Origin of the sequence: uncultured Parasphingorhabdus sp., from assembly GCF_963975735.1 — a bacterium.
In the GTDB taxonomy this organism is placed as follows: Bacteria; Pseudomonadota; Alphaproteobacteria; order Sphingomonadales; family Sphingomonadaceae; genus Parasphingorhabdus.
In genome coordinates this window covers 264,043-277,392 of record NZ_CAXBIA010000001.1, presented here as the reverse complement: position 1 = coordinate 277,392, position 13,350 = coordinate 264,043, and the positions used below count along the sequence as shown (strand labels likewise).

Annotated in this window: 11 protein-coding genes and 1 riboswitch; of the genes, 4 read left to right on the top strand and 7 right to left on the bottom strand. The window is 58.4% G+C overall.

The features are described 5' to 3' along the window. Positions 1 to 15 precede the first annotated feature (15 nt). Complete coding sequence (gene polA, locus AACZ86_RS01355; RefSeq protein WP_339688843.1) at positions 16 to 2,820, bottom strand: DNA polymerase I; 2,805 nt, start codon at positions 2,818 to 2,820, stop codon at positions 16 to 18. 38 nt (positions 2,821 to 2,858) lie between these two features. Continuing rightward, positions 2,859 to 3,719 carry a GGDEF domain-containing protein gene (locus AACZ86_RS01350; RefSeq protein WP_339688842.1) on the bottom strand — a complete coding sequence of 287 codons (861 nt, stop codon included), beginning with the start codon at positions 3,717 to 3,719 and terminating at the stop codon, positions 2,859 to 2,861. Positions 3,720 to 4,005: 286 nt separating this feature from the next. On the opposite strand from AACZ86_RS01350, the gene AACZ86_RS01345 reads away from it, so the two are divergent. Further along, positions 4,006 to 4,422 carry an MAPEG family protein gene (locus AACZ86_RS01345; RefSeq protein WP_339688841.1) on the top strand — a complete coding sequence of 139 codons (417 nt, stop codon included), beginning with the start codon at positions 4,006 to 4,008 and terminating at the stop codon, positions 4,420 to 4,422. Positions 4,423 to 4,457: 35 nt separating this feature from the next. After that, positions 4,458 to 4,973 (top strand): DUF1993 domain-containing protein, encoded by a 516-nt coding sequence (locus tag AACZ86_RS01340; protein WP_339688840.1) that lies wholly within the window; start codon positions 4,458 to 4,460, stop codon positions 4,971 to 4,973. Positions 4,974 to 4,980: 7 nt separating this feature from the next. Here AACZ86_RS01340 and AACZ86_RS01335 read toward each other — a convergent pair whose 3' ends face one another. Next, positions 4,981 to 5,700, bottom strand: a complete 720-nt coding sequence (locus AACZ86_RS01335) for a TonB family protein (RefSeq protein ID WP_339688839.1) — start codon at positions 5,698 to 5,700, stop codon at positions 4,981 to 4,983. A gap of 86 nt (positions 5,701 to 5,786) precedes the next feature. Further along, positions 5,787 to 5,871, top strand: a riboswitch (ZMP/ZTP riboswitch). A 17-nt stretch (positions 5,872 to 5,888) separates the two neighbouring features. Here AACZ86_RS01335 and AACZ86_RS01330 point away from each other — a divergent pair. Both AACZ86_RS01330 and AACZ86_RS01325 read left to right on the top strand, forming a co-directional pair. Then, a complete protein-coding gene (locus tag AACZ86_RS01330; protein WP_339688838.1) occupies positions 5,889 to 6,572 on the top strand; it encodes a DJ-1/PfpI family protein in 684 nt (227 codons plus the stop codon). A 52-nt stretch (positions 6,573 to 6,624) separates the two neighbouring features. Beyond that, positions 6,625 to 7,839 (top strand): MFS transporter, encoded by a 1,215-nt coding sequence (locus AACZ86_RS01325; protein WP_339688837.1) that lies wholly within the window; start codon positions 6,625 to 6,627, stop codon positions 7,837 to 7,839. Here the strand turns inward: AACZ86_RS01325 and AACZ86_RS01320 are convergent. Genes AACZ86_RS01320 through AACZ86_RS01305 form a run of 4 tightly spaced genes read right to left on the bottom strand, consistent with a single transcriptional unit; the run spans position 7,836 to position 13,204 of the window. Beyond that, positions 7,836 to 8,840, bottom strand: a complete 1,005-nt coding sequence (locus tag AACZ86_RS01320; protein ID WP_339688835.1) for an NADP-dependent oxidoreductase — start codon at positions 8,838 to 8,840, stop codon at positions 7,836 to 7,838. The two genes, AACZ86_RS01325 and AACZ86_RS01320, sit on opposite strands and share 4 nt — an antisense overlap. A 29-nt stretch (positions 8,841 to 8,869) precedes the next feature. Beyond that, the gene (locus tag AACZ86_RS01315) at positions 8,870 to 9,943 is read right to left on the bottom strand and encodes an MBL fold metallo-hydrolase (protein ID WP_339688833.1); all 1,074 of its coding nucleotides are present in this window, start codon (positions 9,941 to 9,943) and stop codon (positions 8,870 to 8,872) included. A gap of 21 nt (positions 9,944 to 9,964) precedes the next feature. Beyond that, complete coding sequence (locus AACZ86_RS01310; protein ID WP_339688832.1) at positions 9,965 to 11,341, bottom strand: L-serine ammonia-lyase; 1,377 nt, start codon at positions 11,339 to 11,341, stop codon at positions 9,965 to 9,967. Between the two features lie 15 nt (positions 11,342 to 11,356). After that, on the bottom strand, positions 11,357 to 13,204 hold the full coding sequence (locus tag AACZ86_RS01305) for a DUF885 domain-containing protein (RefSeq protein WP_339688831.1): 1,848 nt from the start codon (positions 13,202 to 13,204) through the stop codon (positions 11,357 to 11,359). Positions 13,205 to 13,350 lie beyond the last annotated feature (146 nt).

Here is a 13,350-nt window from a genome sequence, read left to right as displayed (position 1 = left end):
GGTCCGGTTAGCAGCCTAGTGCGCTTCGTCCCAGCTCTTGCCGGTGCCGATATCCACATCTAGCGGCACCGATAGTTTCACAGCCGGTTCCGCCGCACCGGACATCACCGAACGGATCACCGCGCTGGCGGCTTCCACATCACCCTCGGGCAATTCGAAGACCAGTTCATCATGGACCTGCATCAGCATCTGGACCTTATCCAGTCCCGCCTCAACCAGCGCAGGCAGCATTCTTGCCATAGCGCGCTTGATGATGTCGGCACTGGTGCCCTGGATCGGCGCATTGATCGCGGCGCGTTCGCTGCCCTGACGCTCGGCCTGATTGGGGGACTTGATCCGCTCGAACCATGTCTTGCGACCGAATAAGGTCTCGGTATAGCCGGTTTCCCTGACCGACTGCAGGGTGGTCGAAATATACTGGTTGATGCCCGGGAACCGCTCGAAATAAGTGTCGATCATCGCCTGCGCTTCATCCGGATCAACCTCCAGCCGCTTGGCCAGACCCCAGCGGGAGATACCGTAGAGAATCGCGAAATTGATCGTCTTGGCACGGGCGCGGGCGTCGCGGTCTTCGGCGCCAAACAATTCTCTTGCGGTGCGGTTATGAATATCCTCGCCGTTCGCGAAGGCTTCCTTCAATGTCTCGACATCGGCGATATGCGCGGCCAGCCGGAGTTCGATCTGGCTATAATCGGCAGCGAGAATGACATTGCCGGGCGCAGCAACAAAGGCCTGCCTTATCTGCCGCCCGATTTCGGTGCGGATCGGGATATTCTGCAGATTCGGCTCAGTCGAGGACAGCCGCCCCGTCTGAGCGCCGCTCAGGCTATAAGATGTGTGAACACGTCCGGTCTTCGGGTTGATCTGTTCCTGCAGCGCGTCGGTGTAAGTGGATTTCAGCTTCGCCAGCTGACGCCAGTCGACGACCTTCTGGGCAATCGGTTCGCCATCACCGGCCAGCCGTTCGAGCACTGTGACATCGGTTGAATATTGCCCCGACTTGCCCTTCTTGCCACCCTTCAGGCCAAGCTTGCCGAACAGGATTTCGCCAAGCTGTTTGGGGCTGCCGATGGAAAAAGCTTCACCCGCGAGTTCGTGGATTTCCAGTTCCAGCTTTGCCATTTCCTCGGCGAATGTCTTGGACAGCCGCGCCAGTTCTTCACGGTCAACCAGCACGCCTGTGGCTTCCATCCCGGCGATCACCGGCACCAGCGGACGGTCGACCATCTGATAGACGCGCGTCGCCTTCTCCGGGACCATCCGCAGGCGCAGGATTTCCCACAGACGGAGCGTGACATCGGCATCTTCGGCCCCATATTCAGTCGCCTTATCCAGCGGCACTTCGGCAAAGCCGATTGCCTTCTTGCCGATACCGGTCAGGCTTTTGAAGCTGATGCACTCGTGCCCGAGATGCAGCTTGCTGAGTTCATCCATGCCATGGCCATGCAGACCAGCGTCGAGATTGAAGCTCATCACCAATGTATCGTCAAACGGCGCAATTTTAATGCCATGCTGGACCAGCACGCCCATGTCATATTTCAGATTCTGCCCGACTTTGAGCACCGCGTCATCCTCGAGCAGCGGCTTCAGTCTGGCCAGCGCGTCCTGAAGCCCGATCTGCTCCGGCGTCTCGCCAAACATGTCACCGCTGCCGTGACCGAGCGGAATATAGCAGGCCTCGTTGGGGCCGGTGGCCAGACAAACGCCGACAACGCGCGCCGTCACGCTCTCCAGACTGTCAGTCTCCAGATCAACCGCGCAGACGCCCTGTTCGGTCGAGCGCGCGATCCACTTGTCGAGCGCCGCTATCGTCTGCACACATTCATATTTTGACCGGTCAATCGCCGGGGCGTCGGGAGTTTTGGCAACCGGGGTAGTCGAGGAATTGTCGGCAACATCGGGATTTTGCGGCTCGGCATGGCCGTCCCCGCCTAGCTTCTTCAGCAGGCTGTTAAACCCGTGATCGGCCAGAAATGCGCGCAGCGGCGCATCAGGAATATCCTGGATCAGGAAACTTTCCAGCGTGTCCGGCAACGGACAATCTTCCCGCAGGGTCACCAATATCCGCGACAGTCGTGCCTGCTCGGCAAATTCGATCAGATTGTCGCGCATCTTCGATTTCTTCATCTCAGGCGCGGCGGCAAGTACGCTTTCGATGTCGCCAAATTCGTTGATCAGCTTCGACGCGGTCTTCGGCCCGATCCCGGGAACCCCCGGAATATTGTCCGAACTGTCGCCCATCAGGCCAAGCACATCGCCGAGCTTTTCCGGCCCAACGCCGAATTTCTCCTCGACGGTCGCTCGGTTCATCCGGGCATTTTTCATCGTGTCGAGCATATCGACACGGCCTTCATCATTGGGCTCGATCAGCTGCATCAGATCCTTGTCGGACGATACGATGGTAACCTTCCAGCCCTCTGCCAGAGCGGCCTTGGTATAAGAGGCGATCATATCGTCGGCCTCGACATTCTCTTCCTCGATCAGCGGCAGCGAGAAAGCGCGCGTGGCATCGCGGATCATAGGGAATTGCGGTCTCAGGTCTTCCGGCGCTTCCGGTCGGTTGGCCTTATATTGATCGTAGAGATCATTGCGGAAGCTGGTGCCCGCCTTGTCCAGCACTACCGCCATATGAGTCGGGCCGTCGGCCTTGTTGAGCTCGTCGGCAAGCTTCCACAACATGGTGGTATAACCATAGACCGCGCCGACCGGCTCGCCGCGTATATTGGTCAGCGGCGGCAGGCGGTGATAGGCACGGAAAATATAGGCCGAGCCGTCAACCAGATAGAGATGATTGGGTTTGCTGTCTGAAGTGTTCGTCATAGCGGCCAGCACTAGCAGCGCCAGCAGCCTTCGTCATTTCAAATCCCGCGTGGTCGCAAATTTGATGTCGACATTATGAAGTTTAAATCGCGCGGCTTTTCACGGCCCGGGACAGGGCTGGCACGCATGCCCGGTTCGAACATGACAACCCGGTTGCGCCCGCTCCGTTTGGCAGCGAACAGCGCCGCATCGGCATTTTCCATGAGGACCGAACGAGCCTGATGCGGATCGATTGTGGTCACGCCAATGCTGACCGTGATCACATGCCGCATATTGCGACTGGGCTGGAAAATCATATTCTCGATCTCGTAGCGGATCATTTCTCCGATAATTTGTCCTTCTGGCATGCTTGTCTCGGGCAGAAATACGCCGAATTCCTCACCGCCAATGCGGCCGATCAGATCATTTTTGCGCAGAACCTTGCGAAATATCTTGCCGAGCATCTTCAGCGCCTGGTCTCCTACGGGATGACCGAAATTGTCGTTGATGTCCTTGAAATGGTCAACATCGATCAGCATCAGCACATTGCTATTTTGATTCGTCCGCAATTTATCGACCCGGCCAAAAAAACTATCGCGGTTGAGCAGGCCGGTCATGCCGTCAAAATTGGCCCGCAGTTCAAGCGCCTTGTTGGTCTTGCGTAATTTTTTTTGCGTTTCCTTGAGCCGGTTGGCCAGTTCGATAAGCTTGAAACGCTGCCGGGAAGTATAGAGGCCCAGCGGGATAGTGATCCCCCAAGGGATGATTATCGACATGCCCAAGGCTTTCCAGAACCGGTCATCCATCCCGAAGAATAGCAAATATAGCGATCCGGTGAACGTGAACGATAGCAGGACTGCGATCGCCGAGATAATAGCTGTCTGGCGGATCGGTGACAAATTACGGAGGATTGCGTTCATGAGACCGCCAATAAGGGGAATAGGTTGCGCGCCAGTGCAAGCGCATGGTTAACGCCGGGTTTCCATATGTCGAAAAATTCATTCCAAACTGGGTACCAATATGGATTAATCGCGAACGGTGCTTACTATTCGCGGTTCGACAAAACCGGCCCGTAAAGCCGCTTATGACCGCAGCCGGAGTTAGGAATATGGGCTGCCGAGCAATTCCCCCAACCCTTAATAATCTTGCGCTCCTTGCCGGACTGCCGCAAGTCCGCAAGGATAAAAGCAACCGGGAGATTGCCGAATGACCATACCGATTATCGCGGCCGTTGCCGGAGCCGTGCTCATCATCCTGCAGGCGATACTGATGCTCCTGGTTGGCATGCACCGCATCCGCAACCGCATCAATCTGGGTACCGGTGACGATCCGGCGCTGGAACGCAAAATCCGCCGTCACGGCAATCTGGCGGAAAATGCAGCCTTGTTCATCGTCGTGCTGGCGTTGGCGGAAATGACCGTGGTACCAAATGATATTGTTGCGATCATCGCTCTCATATTCATCGCGAGCCGCATCTTGCACGCAATCGCCCTGTCGACCGTCGCAGGATCGCATGGCGCCGAAAAGGGCAAGATTTTTCAGGCCTTCCGGGCGATTGGCGCCTTTGCGACCTTTGCCAGCTTCATCGCACTGGGCGGCTATCTGCTCGCCGGCATATTCTAGATATTCACGCTCAACCCGATTTGGAAAGAACCAATATGACCACATCTCTATCCCATATTCTCAAAGGCTCGGCCGCTCAGGCGTTTCGCGGCCTGACCAATATTCTCGCCAAGGCCAAGACAACAGCCGAAGCCGCCGGAACCGCCGACGAAGCCTATCTCGGCGCGCGCCTGTTCCCGGACATGAGTGACCTGAAATGGCAAGTGCAGATGATCACCGAATTTGCCGTGCGCGGCGCGGCGCGGATGAGCGGCACAGCCCCCGACGATCTGCCCAACATGCCGATGGAAGGTGAAACATTTGATGCGCTCATCGCCCGTATCGCCGAATGTGCAGAAAAAATCGCGGCCACGGACGACGCCGCTATCGATGGCAATGCCGATTTGAAAATCTCTATGCCGGTCGGTCCGGGAAAGACGATGGAGCTGGACGGCGAGACCTATGTGCTTAGCTTCTTCCTGCCCAATCTGTTTTTCCACGTTACCACCGCCTATAATCTGCTGCGCATGCAGGGCGTAGCCGTCGGCAAACGCGACTATATGGGGATGTAAGTCCCTGTCAGTCCGCCCGCTGCGGACCGCGACCATCCTGCCACCATTCCTGCAGCCAGCCATAAGGACGCGGCACCGCCCGGCCGCGCGCATCCCGCGCCGGCTCAAAGCGGAAGCGTTGTTCGATCAACCGGCAGGTGGTCGCGTCGAGTGCGGGATGGCCGCTCGACTGCCGGACGGTACAATCGCTTGCACGGCCGTCAACCCCGACCGTGAAATGGGCCACGACATTGCCGCGACTGCCCGATTTCCAGACCGAGCGCGGGATGTCCTTGCGGGCTATCCTGCCGGACAGGTGGCGTGGACCGGAGACTATGCCTCCCCCTCCGAAACCGTCGCCCTGGCCGCCACTGCCGAAGCCGGAACCTGGTCGGTCGGAAGCACCGGCGTCATTATCATTTCCCAATCCCACAATCGGCGCGGCAACCACCGGTGAGACAATGTCCAGTTTGACCACCGGTTCAGGCGCGACAATCTGGGTCGCCTGAGCCTTCAGATTTTCCGGCGATGCGGGCTGTTCCTCGGCTTTGACCGGCTGCTCGTCCGGGACCGGTTCCGGTGGCGGCGGAGCTTTGATATTGATGACTTTGAAACCTGCGGATACGGTCTTCGCCATATCCGTCCCCAGGCCGCTCACCAGCGCATAGCCGATAGCGGCATGAATGACGACCACCGCAAAAAGTGATTTGGCGCGATCCGACCAGCCATCTTCCGTCCTATATTCCATGTCCGGACCCTAGCATCGAGCCGATGAATATTTGCTGGCAAGGACGCAGGTCCTGATTGATCTTGCAGATAAACAGGATTAGACTGGCATCTGTCCGTGACTGGCGAGAACAAGATGGGATACCATCGGGGAGCGGACATATTTTTACAGCCGATCGCCTGGGCATCTCTCTAATCTGGAGTAGCCCCGTGACCGATAGCCCAAAACCCTTCCACATTGTCTTTCTGCTGTTCGACGGCATTACCCAGCTGGATTTTACCGGTCCTGCGCAGGTGCTTTGCCGGATCCCGGGTGCCGTGGTCCACACAGCGGCGAAGGCAATCCAGCCGATACAGACCGATAGTGGCTTCGCCATTCTCCCCTCGACCGATTTCGCTGATTGCCCGCAAGCCGATCTGCTCTGCGTCCCCGGGGGCTTTGGTACCAGAGATGTAATTCAGGATGAAGCCTCGCTGCAATTTTTGCGCGATCAGGGCAGCGGAGCCAAATATGTGACGTCGGTTTGCACGGGTTCGCTGGCGCTCGGCGCGGCGGGCTTGCTCGAGGGCAAACGCGCGACCAGCCATTGGGCCTATACCGGTCTGCTGGAAGAATTCGGCGCCACGTATGAAAAAGCGCGCGTGGTCAAAGACGGTAATGTCATCACGGCGGGCGGCGTTACATCCGGCATCGACTTTGCCTTGACGGTTGTCGCGGAAATCGCCGGGCAACAGGTGGCCGAAGCCATCCAGCTCAGTCTGGAATATGATCCGCATCCCCCTTTCAACAGCGGCCATCCCGATGTCGCCGACCCCGAGACGCTCGCGGCACTGCGAGATCGCGTTTATGACAAGCAGGCATCCGATCTCGCCGATATTATTGATAGGCTATAGGAGGGGAATATTGTTTTCCGCTTTTACGCTTATCGCGTAAGCGCAGATGGAAATGAACAATCCCGGATCCATCGAAAGCAGCCCGCCCGCCCACATCAGCGAGATCAAGCTGTTCCTCTTCGCGCTATCCTCCGCGGCGGTAGTGGCCAACGGCTATTATATTCATCCGCTGATCACTCCGGTTGCCGAAGAATTCGGTGTCAGCGGCGCAACGGTCGGACTGGCTCCGGCGCTCAACCAGATCGCTCTGGCGCTGGGTATATTGTTGCTGCTGCCGCTCGGGGACCGGATCAACAACCGCAAGCTGGTGACGATATTTGTCGCCGGGCAATTTCTGGCGATGCTGGCGATGGCGCTGTCGGGAAGCTTCACAACATTTGTTGCCGCTTCGTCCCTGCTCGGTTTTGTCACCATCGCGCCCTATCTGCTGCCCGCTTATGTGACCAGGCGGGTTGCTCCCGGACGCATCGGCCAGGTTACCGGGATCATGACCGCCGGTGTTACCCTGGGCATATTGGGCAGCCGGGTCGGCGGCGGTTTGCTCGGCCATTATTTCGGCTGGCGCTCGGCCTATTGGGTGGGGGTGGCGAGCATGGCCTTGCTGGTAATTCTGCTGCCATTGATCATGGAGCGAAGGCGGGACGAGAAACCTTCCGGCGTCGAGCCTCCGCGTTATGGCGAACTGCTCCGCTCGCTCTGGCCGATCATGAAATCTCTGCCGGAGGTTCCGCTGGGCGGCCTGATACAGGCACTCTCCTTCGGACTTTTTCTCGCTATCTGGCTGGCGATCGGCCTGCATTTGCCGCGCAATGGCTATGGCGTCGATACAGTTGGCTATCTGGCGATCATCGCCATCATCAATGTACTGGGCTCACCCTTCGCCGGCCGGTTTGCAGACCGTATCGGAGCGGAACGCGCGCGCATCTATTTCTGTCTTGCGCAGTTGGTCGGGGTTTGCCTGCTACCGTTTGCCGGCGATAACCTCTGGATTTTGGTCGTTGCAGTCATCTTCAACACCATCGGCGGCGCATCGGTCGATATTTGCAGCCGCACAATATTGTTCAGCCGCGCCCCGGAAATCCGGACTCGGCTGATGACCATCTATATCGTCATCATGTTTATCGGCGGCGGCATATCGAGCTGGCTCGGCGCGGCAACATATGAATATGCCGGCTGGTCGGGAATTTCGGTCATGGCGATATGCTATGCGCTGACCATCATGGGGCTGTCGCTCTGGGGACTGCGCTTCCGGCAGGCCAGAGCCTAGATTTTTACCAGCACCTTGCCGATATTGCCGCCGCTGAACAGTTTTGCATAAGCGGTGAGAACATTTTCAATACCGCCGGTCACATCGAATGGCGTGTCGATCAGGCCTTGGTCGAGCCATTGTTTCAGCTCCACCGTCAGCCGCTCACCCTGATCGGCAAAATCGGGCGAGAAAAAGCCTTCGATGCGCAGTCTCTTCATCAATATCTGGTCGAAATGCTCCGGTCCCCGACCGCGCCCGTCGCCTTCATATTGAGCGAGCAGACCGCAAAGCGCGATCCGGCCATAAAGCGCCATATTGGGCAGGACGGCATCCAGTATAGGCCCGCCGACATTGTCAAAATAGGCGTTGATGCCGCCGTCGACCTTCGCCAGTTCGGCGGCAATATCATCATTCTTGTAATCGATCGCCCTGGTGATCCCGAGCTCTGTCTCCAGCCAGCGGCATTTGTCCGGGCCGCCAGCCAGACCATAGACATTGGCGCCCAATATCTTCGCGACCTGGCAGGCCAGCACGCCGGTCGATCCGGCGGCGGCAGAGACCAGCACATTGTCGCTGGCCTTCACGGCGGCTGTTTCCTTGATACCCCACAGCGCCGTCCAGCCGTTGAAGCCGAGCACACCGAAATGCTGCTTGATGTCCGCGATACCGTCATCGACCTTGACCAGCCCGGCCAGCTCCGGTTGCAGCACGCTATATTCGGCCCATTGCCCGAAACCGCGCACCAGATCGCCCTCGGCAAATCCGTCATGGCGCGAAGCGGCGACATGGCCAAGCACCAGTCCGACCATTTTTGTGCCCAGCTCGAGGGGAGGCTGATAGCTGTCCTCGCGCTCGGTCATCCACATGCGGGTACCCGCGTCCATCGACAGATAGGCCGCTTTGACCAGCACCTCGCCATCGGCGAGTTCCGGCATCGCTTCGCTTTCCAGCGATAGCGAACCCGACACATCCTGCGCTTCGGGACGGCTGTTCAATTGCCAGAATCGATTTGTGGTCACGGCTGGTTTCTCCTTGGATCACCCCCGAATTAAAGCAAATCGCCCTGTTCGATACTATCCTTATTGGCGGGCAGGCTGAACAGCATGCCGTCTTTCCCCAGCACTGTCGGACCATCATAAGCGCTGTTCACGCCCTGCATGAAATAGGCGTCCAGATAGTCGAGCGGCAGCGCCGGCACGATATGCGACAGGACCAGCATCTTTGCCTCGGCCGCGCTGGCAGTTTGTGCCGCCTCGACCGGCGTCGTGTGATAGTCCGGAATATCGGCCATTATCTTGACCAGCCGCTTGCGACCGACTTTTTCAAGGGCGGTTTCCAGCGTGCCCACCATCTCGGCATTCAACACTTCGTGCACCAGCAGATCACAGCCGTTGCAGATTTTCGCGACAATCGGCAATTTGACCGTATCGCCACTGAACACAACCGAGCGGCCCTTGTAATCGAAACGATAGCCTACCGCGGGCGCAATCGGTTTATGGTCCACGGAAAAGGCGGTGATCTTTATGCCGTCCTTCTCGTAGACCACCATCTCTTGCCGACCCTCGGGCATGGAAAATGGCTGGGCTTCGCCGCCCGCACCGGTCAGCGACATCGTCGCTGCTCCATGGTGGGCGATGCGATATTGCACGTCAGCGGCATAGGCGGCGTTCAGCCCGTCGACGATCACTTCCACACCCTCCGGCGCAATCACCGGCAACGGCGCGTCCCGGCCTCCGCCAGCCCAGCGCTGCAGCATCAATTCACCCATGCCGTCGATATGATCGCTGTGGAAATGGGTCAGCAGCAAGGCTTCGGTCGCGCCCGGATTGAGACCCATCAGGCCCAGATTGCGCACCGCACCGCCGCCGATATCGACAATGAACATCTTGCCGTCGATGATCACCGCCGAACAGGGGCCGGCCCGCGTCGGGTCCGGCAGCGGCGAACCGGAACCACAAAGCGCTACGTGCACGCCGTCTGGCATGTCGCCAATGACGTCGCGCGCCACCGCTGTTTCAACGGCAGCGGCGAAAAGCCTCTTGCCGATCTGCTCCTGAAACAGCAGGCCGGCGGCGATCCCGAGCATTGCCAGAACCAACAACCCTATGCCGAGCTTCTTCATGAATATCCTCTCCCCTTTTGCTCAGCATTCCACCAAATTGACGGCAAGTCCACCTTGCGATGTCTCCTTGTAACGCTCGGACATATCGAGCCCCGTCTTGCGCATGGTCTCGATCACTTCGTCGAGACTGACCCGGTGGGTGCCATCGCCCAATATGGCCAGCCGCGCCGCTTCGATAGCCTTGACCGCGCCAACGGCGTTGCGTTCGATACAGGGTACCTGGACCAGGCCGCCAACCGGATCGCAGGTCAGGCCGAGATTATGCTCCATGCCGATCTCGGCCGCATTTTCTACCTGCAGCGGGGTTCCGCCCCAAGCAGCCGTCAGACCGGCTGCAGCCATCGAACAGGCAACACCGACTTCGCCCTGGCAGCCGACTTCGGCGCCGGAAATCGAGGCGTTCTCCTTGAACAATGACCCGATCGCGGCGGCGGTCAGCAGGAACGTCTCCACGCCCGCTTCATCGGCCTTGGGCGCGAATCTTTGATAGAAGCGCAACACCGACGGGATGATCCCGGCAGCCCCGTTGGTCGGCGCCGTCACCACCTTGCCACCAGCCGCATTTTCCTCGTTCACCGCCAGCGCCCAGAGATTGACCCAGTCGAGAATAGTGAGCGGATCGGACAGGGCGCGTTCCTGCCGCACCATCAGGCGGGCGTGGATCAGTGGCGCCCGGCGTTTGACCCGCAGGCCGCCGGGAAGAATGCCGCCCTGCAATATACCGCGATCGATACAGGCCGACATTGCGTCAGCGATCGCGCGGATACCGGCGCTGGTCTGTTCATCTGCCTGCCGGGTGCGCTCGTTGGCGCGCATGATATCGGCAATCGATATATTCTCGTCTGCCGTAATTTTAAGCAAGTCTGCGCCCGAGCAAAAACTATATGGCACATCCCACAGGCCGCTTTCGGGATTGTTGCTGCCGATCTGGTCCTCGTCGAGAATCGCGCCGCCGCCGACCGAATAATAGACTCGCGTCGCCACAAGTTCCTCGCCGTTGAATGCATTGAACCGCATCGCATTGCTATGGAAGTCCAGCCGTTTCTTCTGGTCGAAGATCAGGTCAATGGCTTCATCGAATACAATTTCATGAACATCGTTCAGGCGAATCCGGTTCGATCCCCGGATTTGCCCGATCAGCAGATCCGCTGCATCGGGCTCGATATGCTCGGGTCGCTGGCCACTGAGGCCGAGCAATATCGCCCGGTCGGTCGCATGGCCCCTGCCGGTCAGCGCCAGCGAACCGAACAGCAATGTCTCGAGCCGGGTGACCTCGCCCAGCCTGCCGCTATCAGCAACGCGCTCGACAAATTGCGCCGCGGCGAGCATCGGTCCCATCGTGTGCGAACTCGACGGCCCGACGCCGATCTTGAAAAGCTCAAACGTGCTGCAGACCATAGCCTATCCTGATCTTTACGAGCCGAGCGTTTCGGCGATCCACTGATCGACCCTTTGTTCCAGGATGCCGAGCGGCAGCGCGCCACCTCCCAGAATGACATCGTGGAAACTGCGGATATCAAACCGGTCGCCCAGTTGCTCCTGCGCCCGTGCCCGCAATTCGAGGATTTTGATCATCCCGATCTTGTAGCTGGTTGCCTGACCCGGATTGACCAGATAGCGGCGCACTTCGGAACGCACCGCCGCTTCCGGAATCGAGCTATTCTCGAGGAAATAGGCCACGGCCTGCTCCTCGCTCCAGCCCTTGCTGTGCAATCCGGTATCGACCACCAGCCGGATCGCCCGCCAGATCTCGCTGGTGAGCCGCCCGAATTCGGAATAGGGATCGGCATAGCCGCCCATTTCCTTGGCGAGCTTCTCCGAATAGAGACCCCAGCCTTCGCTGTAAGCTGTATAGCCCGCCTGAGTGCGGAATGTCGGGATGCCCGTCAGCTCCTGGGCAATCGAAATCTGCATATGATGGCCGGGCAGACCTTCGTGATAGGCGATCACCTCCAGCGTCGGGATCGGCATCGCCCGCATGTCGGAAAGATGGGCATAATAGATGCCGGGCCGCGAACCGTCCGGCGTGCCACTGCGATAATGTTGCGCTGCGCCATCGCGTTCGCGGAAAGATTCGACCCGGCGGACCTCCAGATCCGCCTTCGGAAGGATGCCGAAATAATCAGGCAATTTCAGTTTCAGCGCCTCGATATGTTCCTTCGCCGCCGCGATATATTGATCCGCACCGGCATCATCGTCGGAGAAATAGAAGCGGTCATCCTCGCGGATGAACTTGAAGAAAGCCTTCAGATCGCCGTCAAATTCCACCTCGTCCTTGACCGCTTCCATATCGGCCCGCAACCGTGTCACTTCCGAAAGACCGAGATTGTGGATTTCGTCAGCGGTCAGTTTTGTCGTCGTCTGGTTGGCTAGGCGGTAATCGTAAAATGCCTTGCCGTTCGCCAGAGTGCCTGCCCCTTTCGGCGCAGCGTCGGTATTTGGCAGGTCAGCTTCATACCAGGCGATGATCCGCTGATAGGCTGGCGCAAAAGCGCTCGTCAGGGCCGTGCGCGCTTCATTGCGCAAAACTTCGGCCCGTGCCTCGTCGATGATCTGCTTGTCGACCAGTCCCTGCAACTTCTCTTCAGTCGCGGTCCAGATTGCCGAAGGCTCTCCGTCACCAAAAGGCACACCGCTGATGATCTTGAGTGACTGGTCGATTACGCCTTCATAGGCAAAGCGCGGCGGACGTGTCCCTGCCGCCCCGTTGGTTTTTGCCCGCGCCAATAGTTGATCGAGCGCGGTGGCGACACCGGACAGGCGCTGGATGAATCCGATCATATCCGCTTCCGAATCGACCTTGTGCGTATTGATCAGAAATGTCGGAAAAAATGACTGCAGGCCATTGTGCTGGTGCAGCGAATAGCGATTGGTCCGGAACGCCAGACCGGCCTCGGCCTGCTCAAGATTATAGACCCAGATATCATAAGAAATTTTGGCGTCCTGCGAGAGCTTCTCATAGTCGAATTGGCTTATCATCTCCGCAACAGCGGCGCGTCGCCAGGCGAGTTCGCGATCCGCGCCGGCGTCGCTGAAATCATCAATCAGACCATAGCTGGTCTTGCGACCGATGAACGTCTGTTCGATCGGACTGAACGCGAGTTCTTCTTCATATTTTTCGTCGAACCACTGGTTGATGCGATCGGTCTCGCTCGCCGCTTCGGTTGCGACTTGCTCGGTTGCCGCTGACGCCGGCATCACCGGAAGAGCAGCCAGCCCGCTGAGTAACGCCGTGCTGATAAGAAGAAACCGGATCCGCATAGTCATTCATCCTGTCGTTGTGATTTTCAATGGGGACTCCATTGCACAAGTGACCGGATTTGGAAACGTATCTAGCGACCACAAAAAAAGGGCCGGAAGTTTCCTTCCAGCCCCTCTTATTTGGTTCAGCCGTAGCCGGGTGGTTG

Bases quoted from the DNA above. Each gene is read 5' to 3' on its own strand.
- AACZ86_RS01350 (WP_339688842.1), bottom strand. From the start codon at position 3,719: ATGAACGCAATCCTCCGTAATTTGTCACCGATCCGCCAGACAGCTATT.
- AACZ86_RS01325 (WP_339688837.1), top strand. From the start codon at position 6,625: ATGAACAATCCCGGATCCATCGAAAGCAGCCCGCCCGCCCACATCAGC.
- AACZ86_RS01340 (WP_339688840.1), top strand. From the start codon at position 4,458: ATGACCACATCTCTATCCCATATTCTCAAAGGCTCGGCCGCTCAGGCG.
- AACZ86_RS01315 (WP_339688833.1), bottom strand. From the start codon at position 9,943: ATGAAGAAGCTCGGCATAGGGTTGTTGGTTCTGGCAATGCTCGGGATC.
- AACZ86_RS01345 (WP_339688841.1), top strand. From the start codon at position 4,006: ATGACCATACCGATTATCGCGGCCGTTGCCGGAGCCGTGCTCATCATC.
- AACZ86_RS01310 (WP_339688832.1), bottom strand. From the start codon at position 11,341: ATGGTCTGCAGCACGTTTGAGCTTTTCAAGATCGGCGTCGGGCCGTCG.
- AACZ86_RS01335 (WP_339688839.1), bottom strand. From the start codon at position 5,700: ATGGAATATAGGACGGAAGATGGCTGGTCGGATCGCGCCAAATCACTT.
- AACZ86_RS01305 (WP_339688831.1), bottom strand. From the start codon at position 13,204: ATGCGGATCCGGTTTCTTCTTATCAGCACGGCGTTACTCAGCGGGCTG.
- polA (WP_339688843.1), bottom strand. From the start codon at position 2,820: ATGACGAACACTTCAGACAGCAAACCCAATCATCTCTATCTGGTTGAC.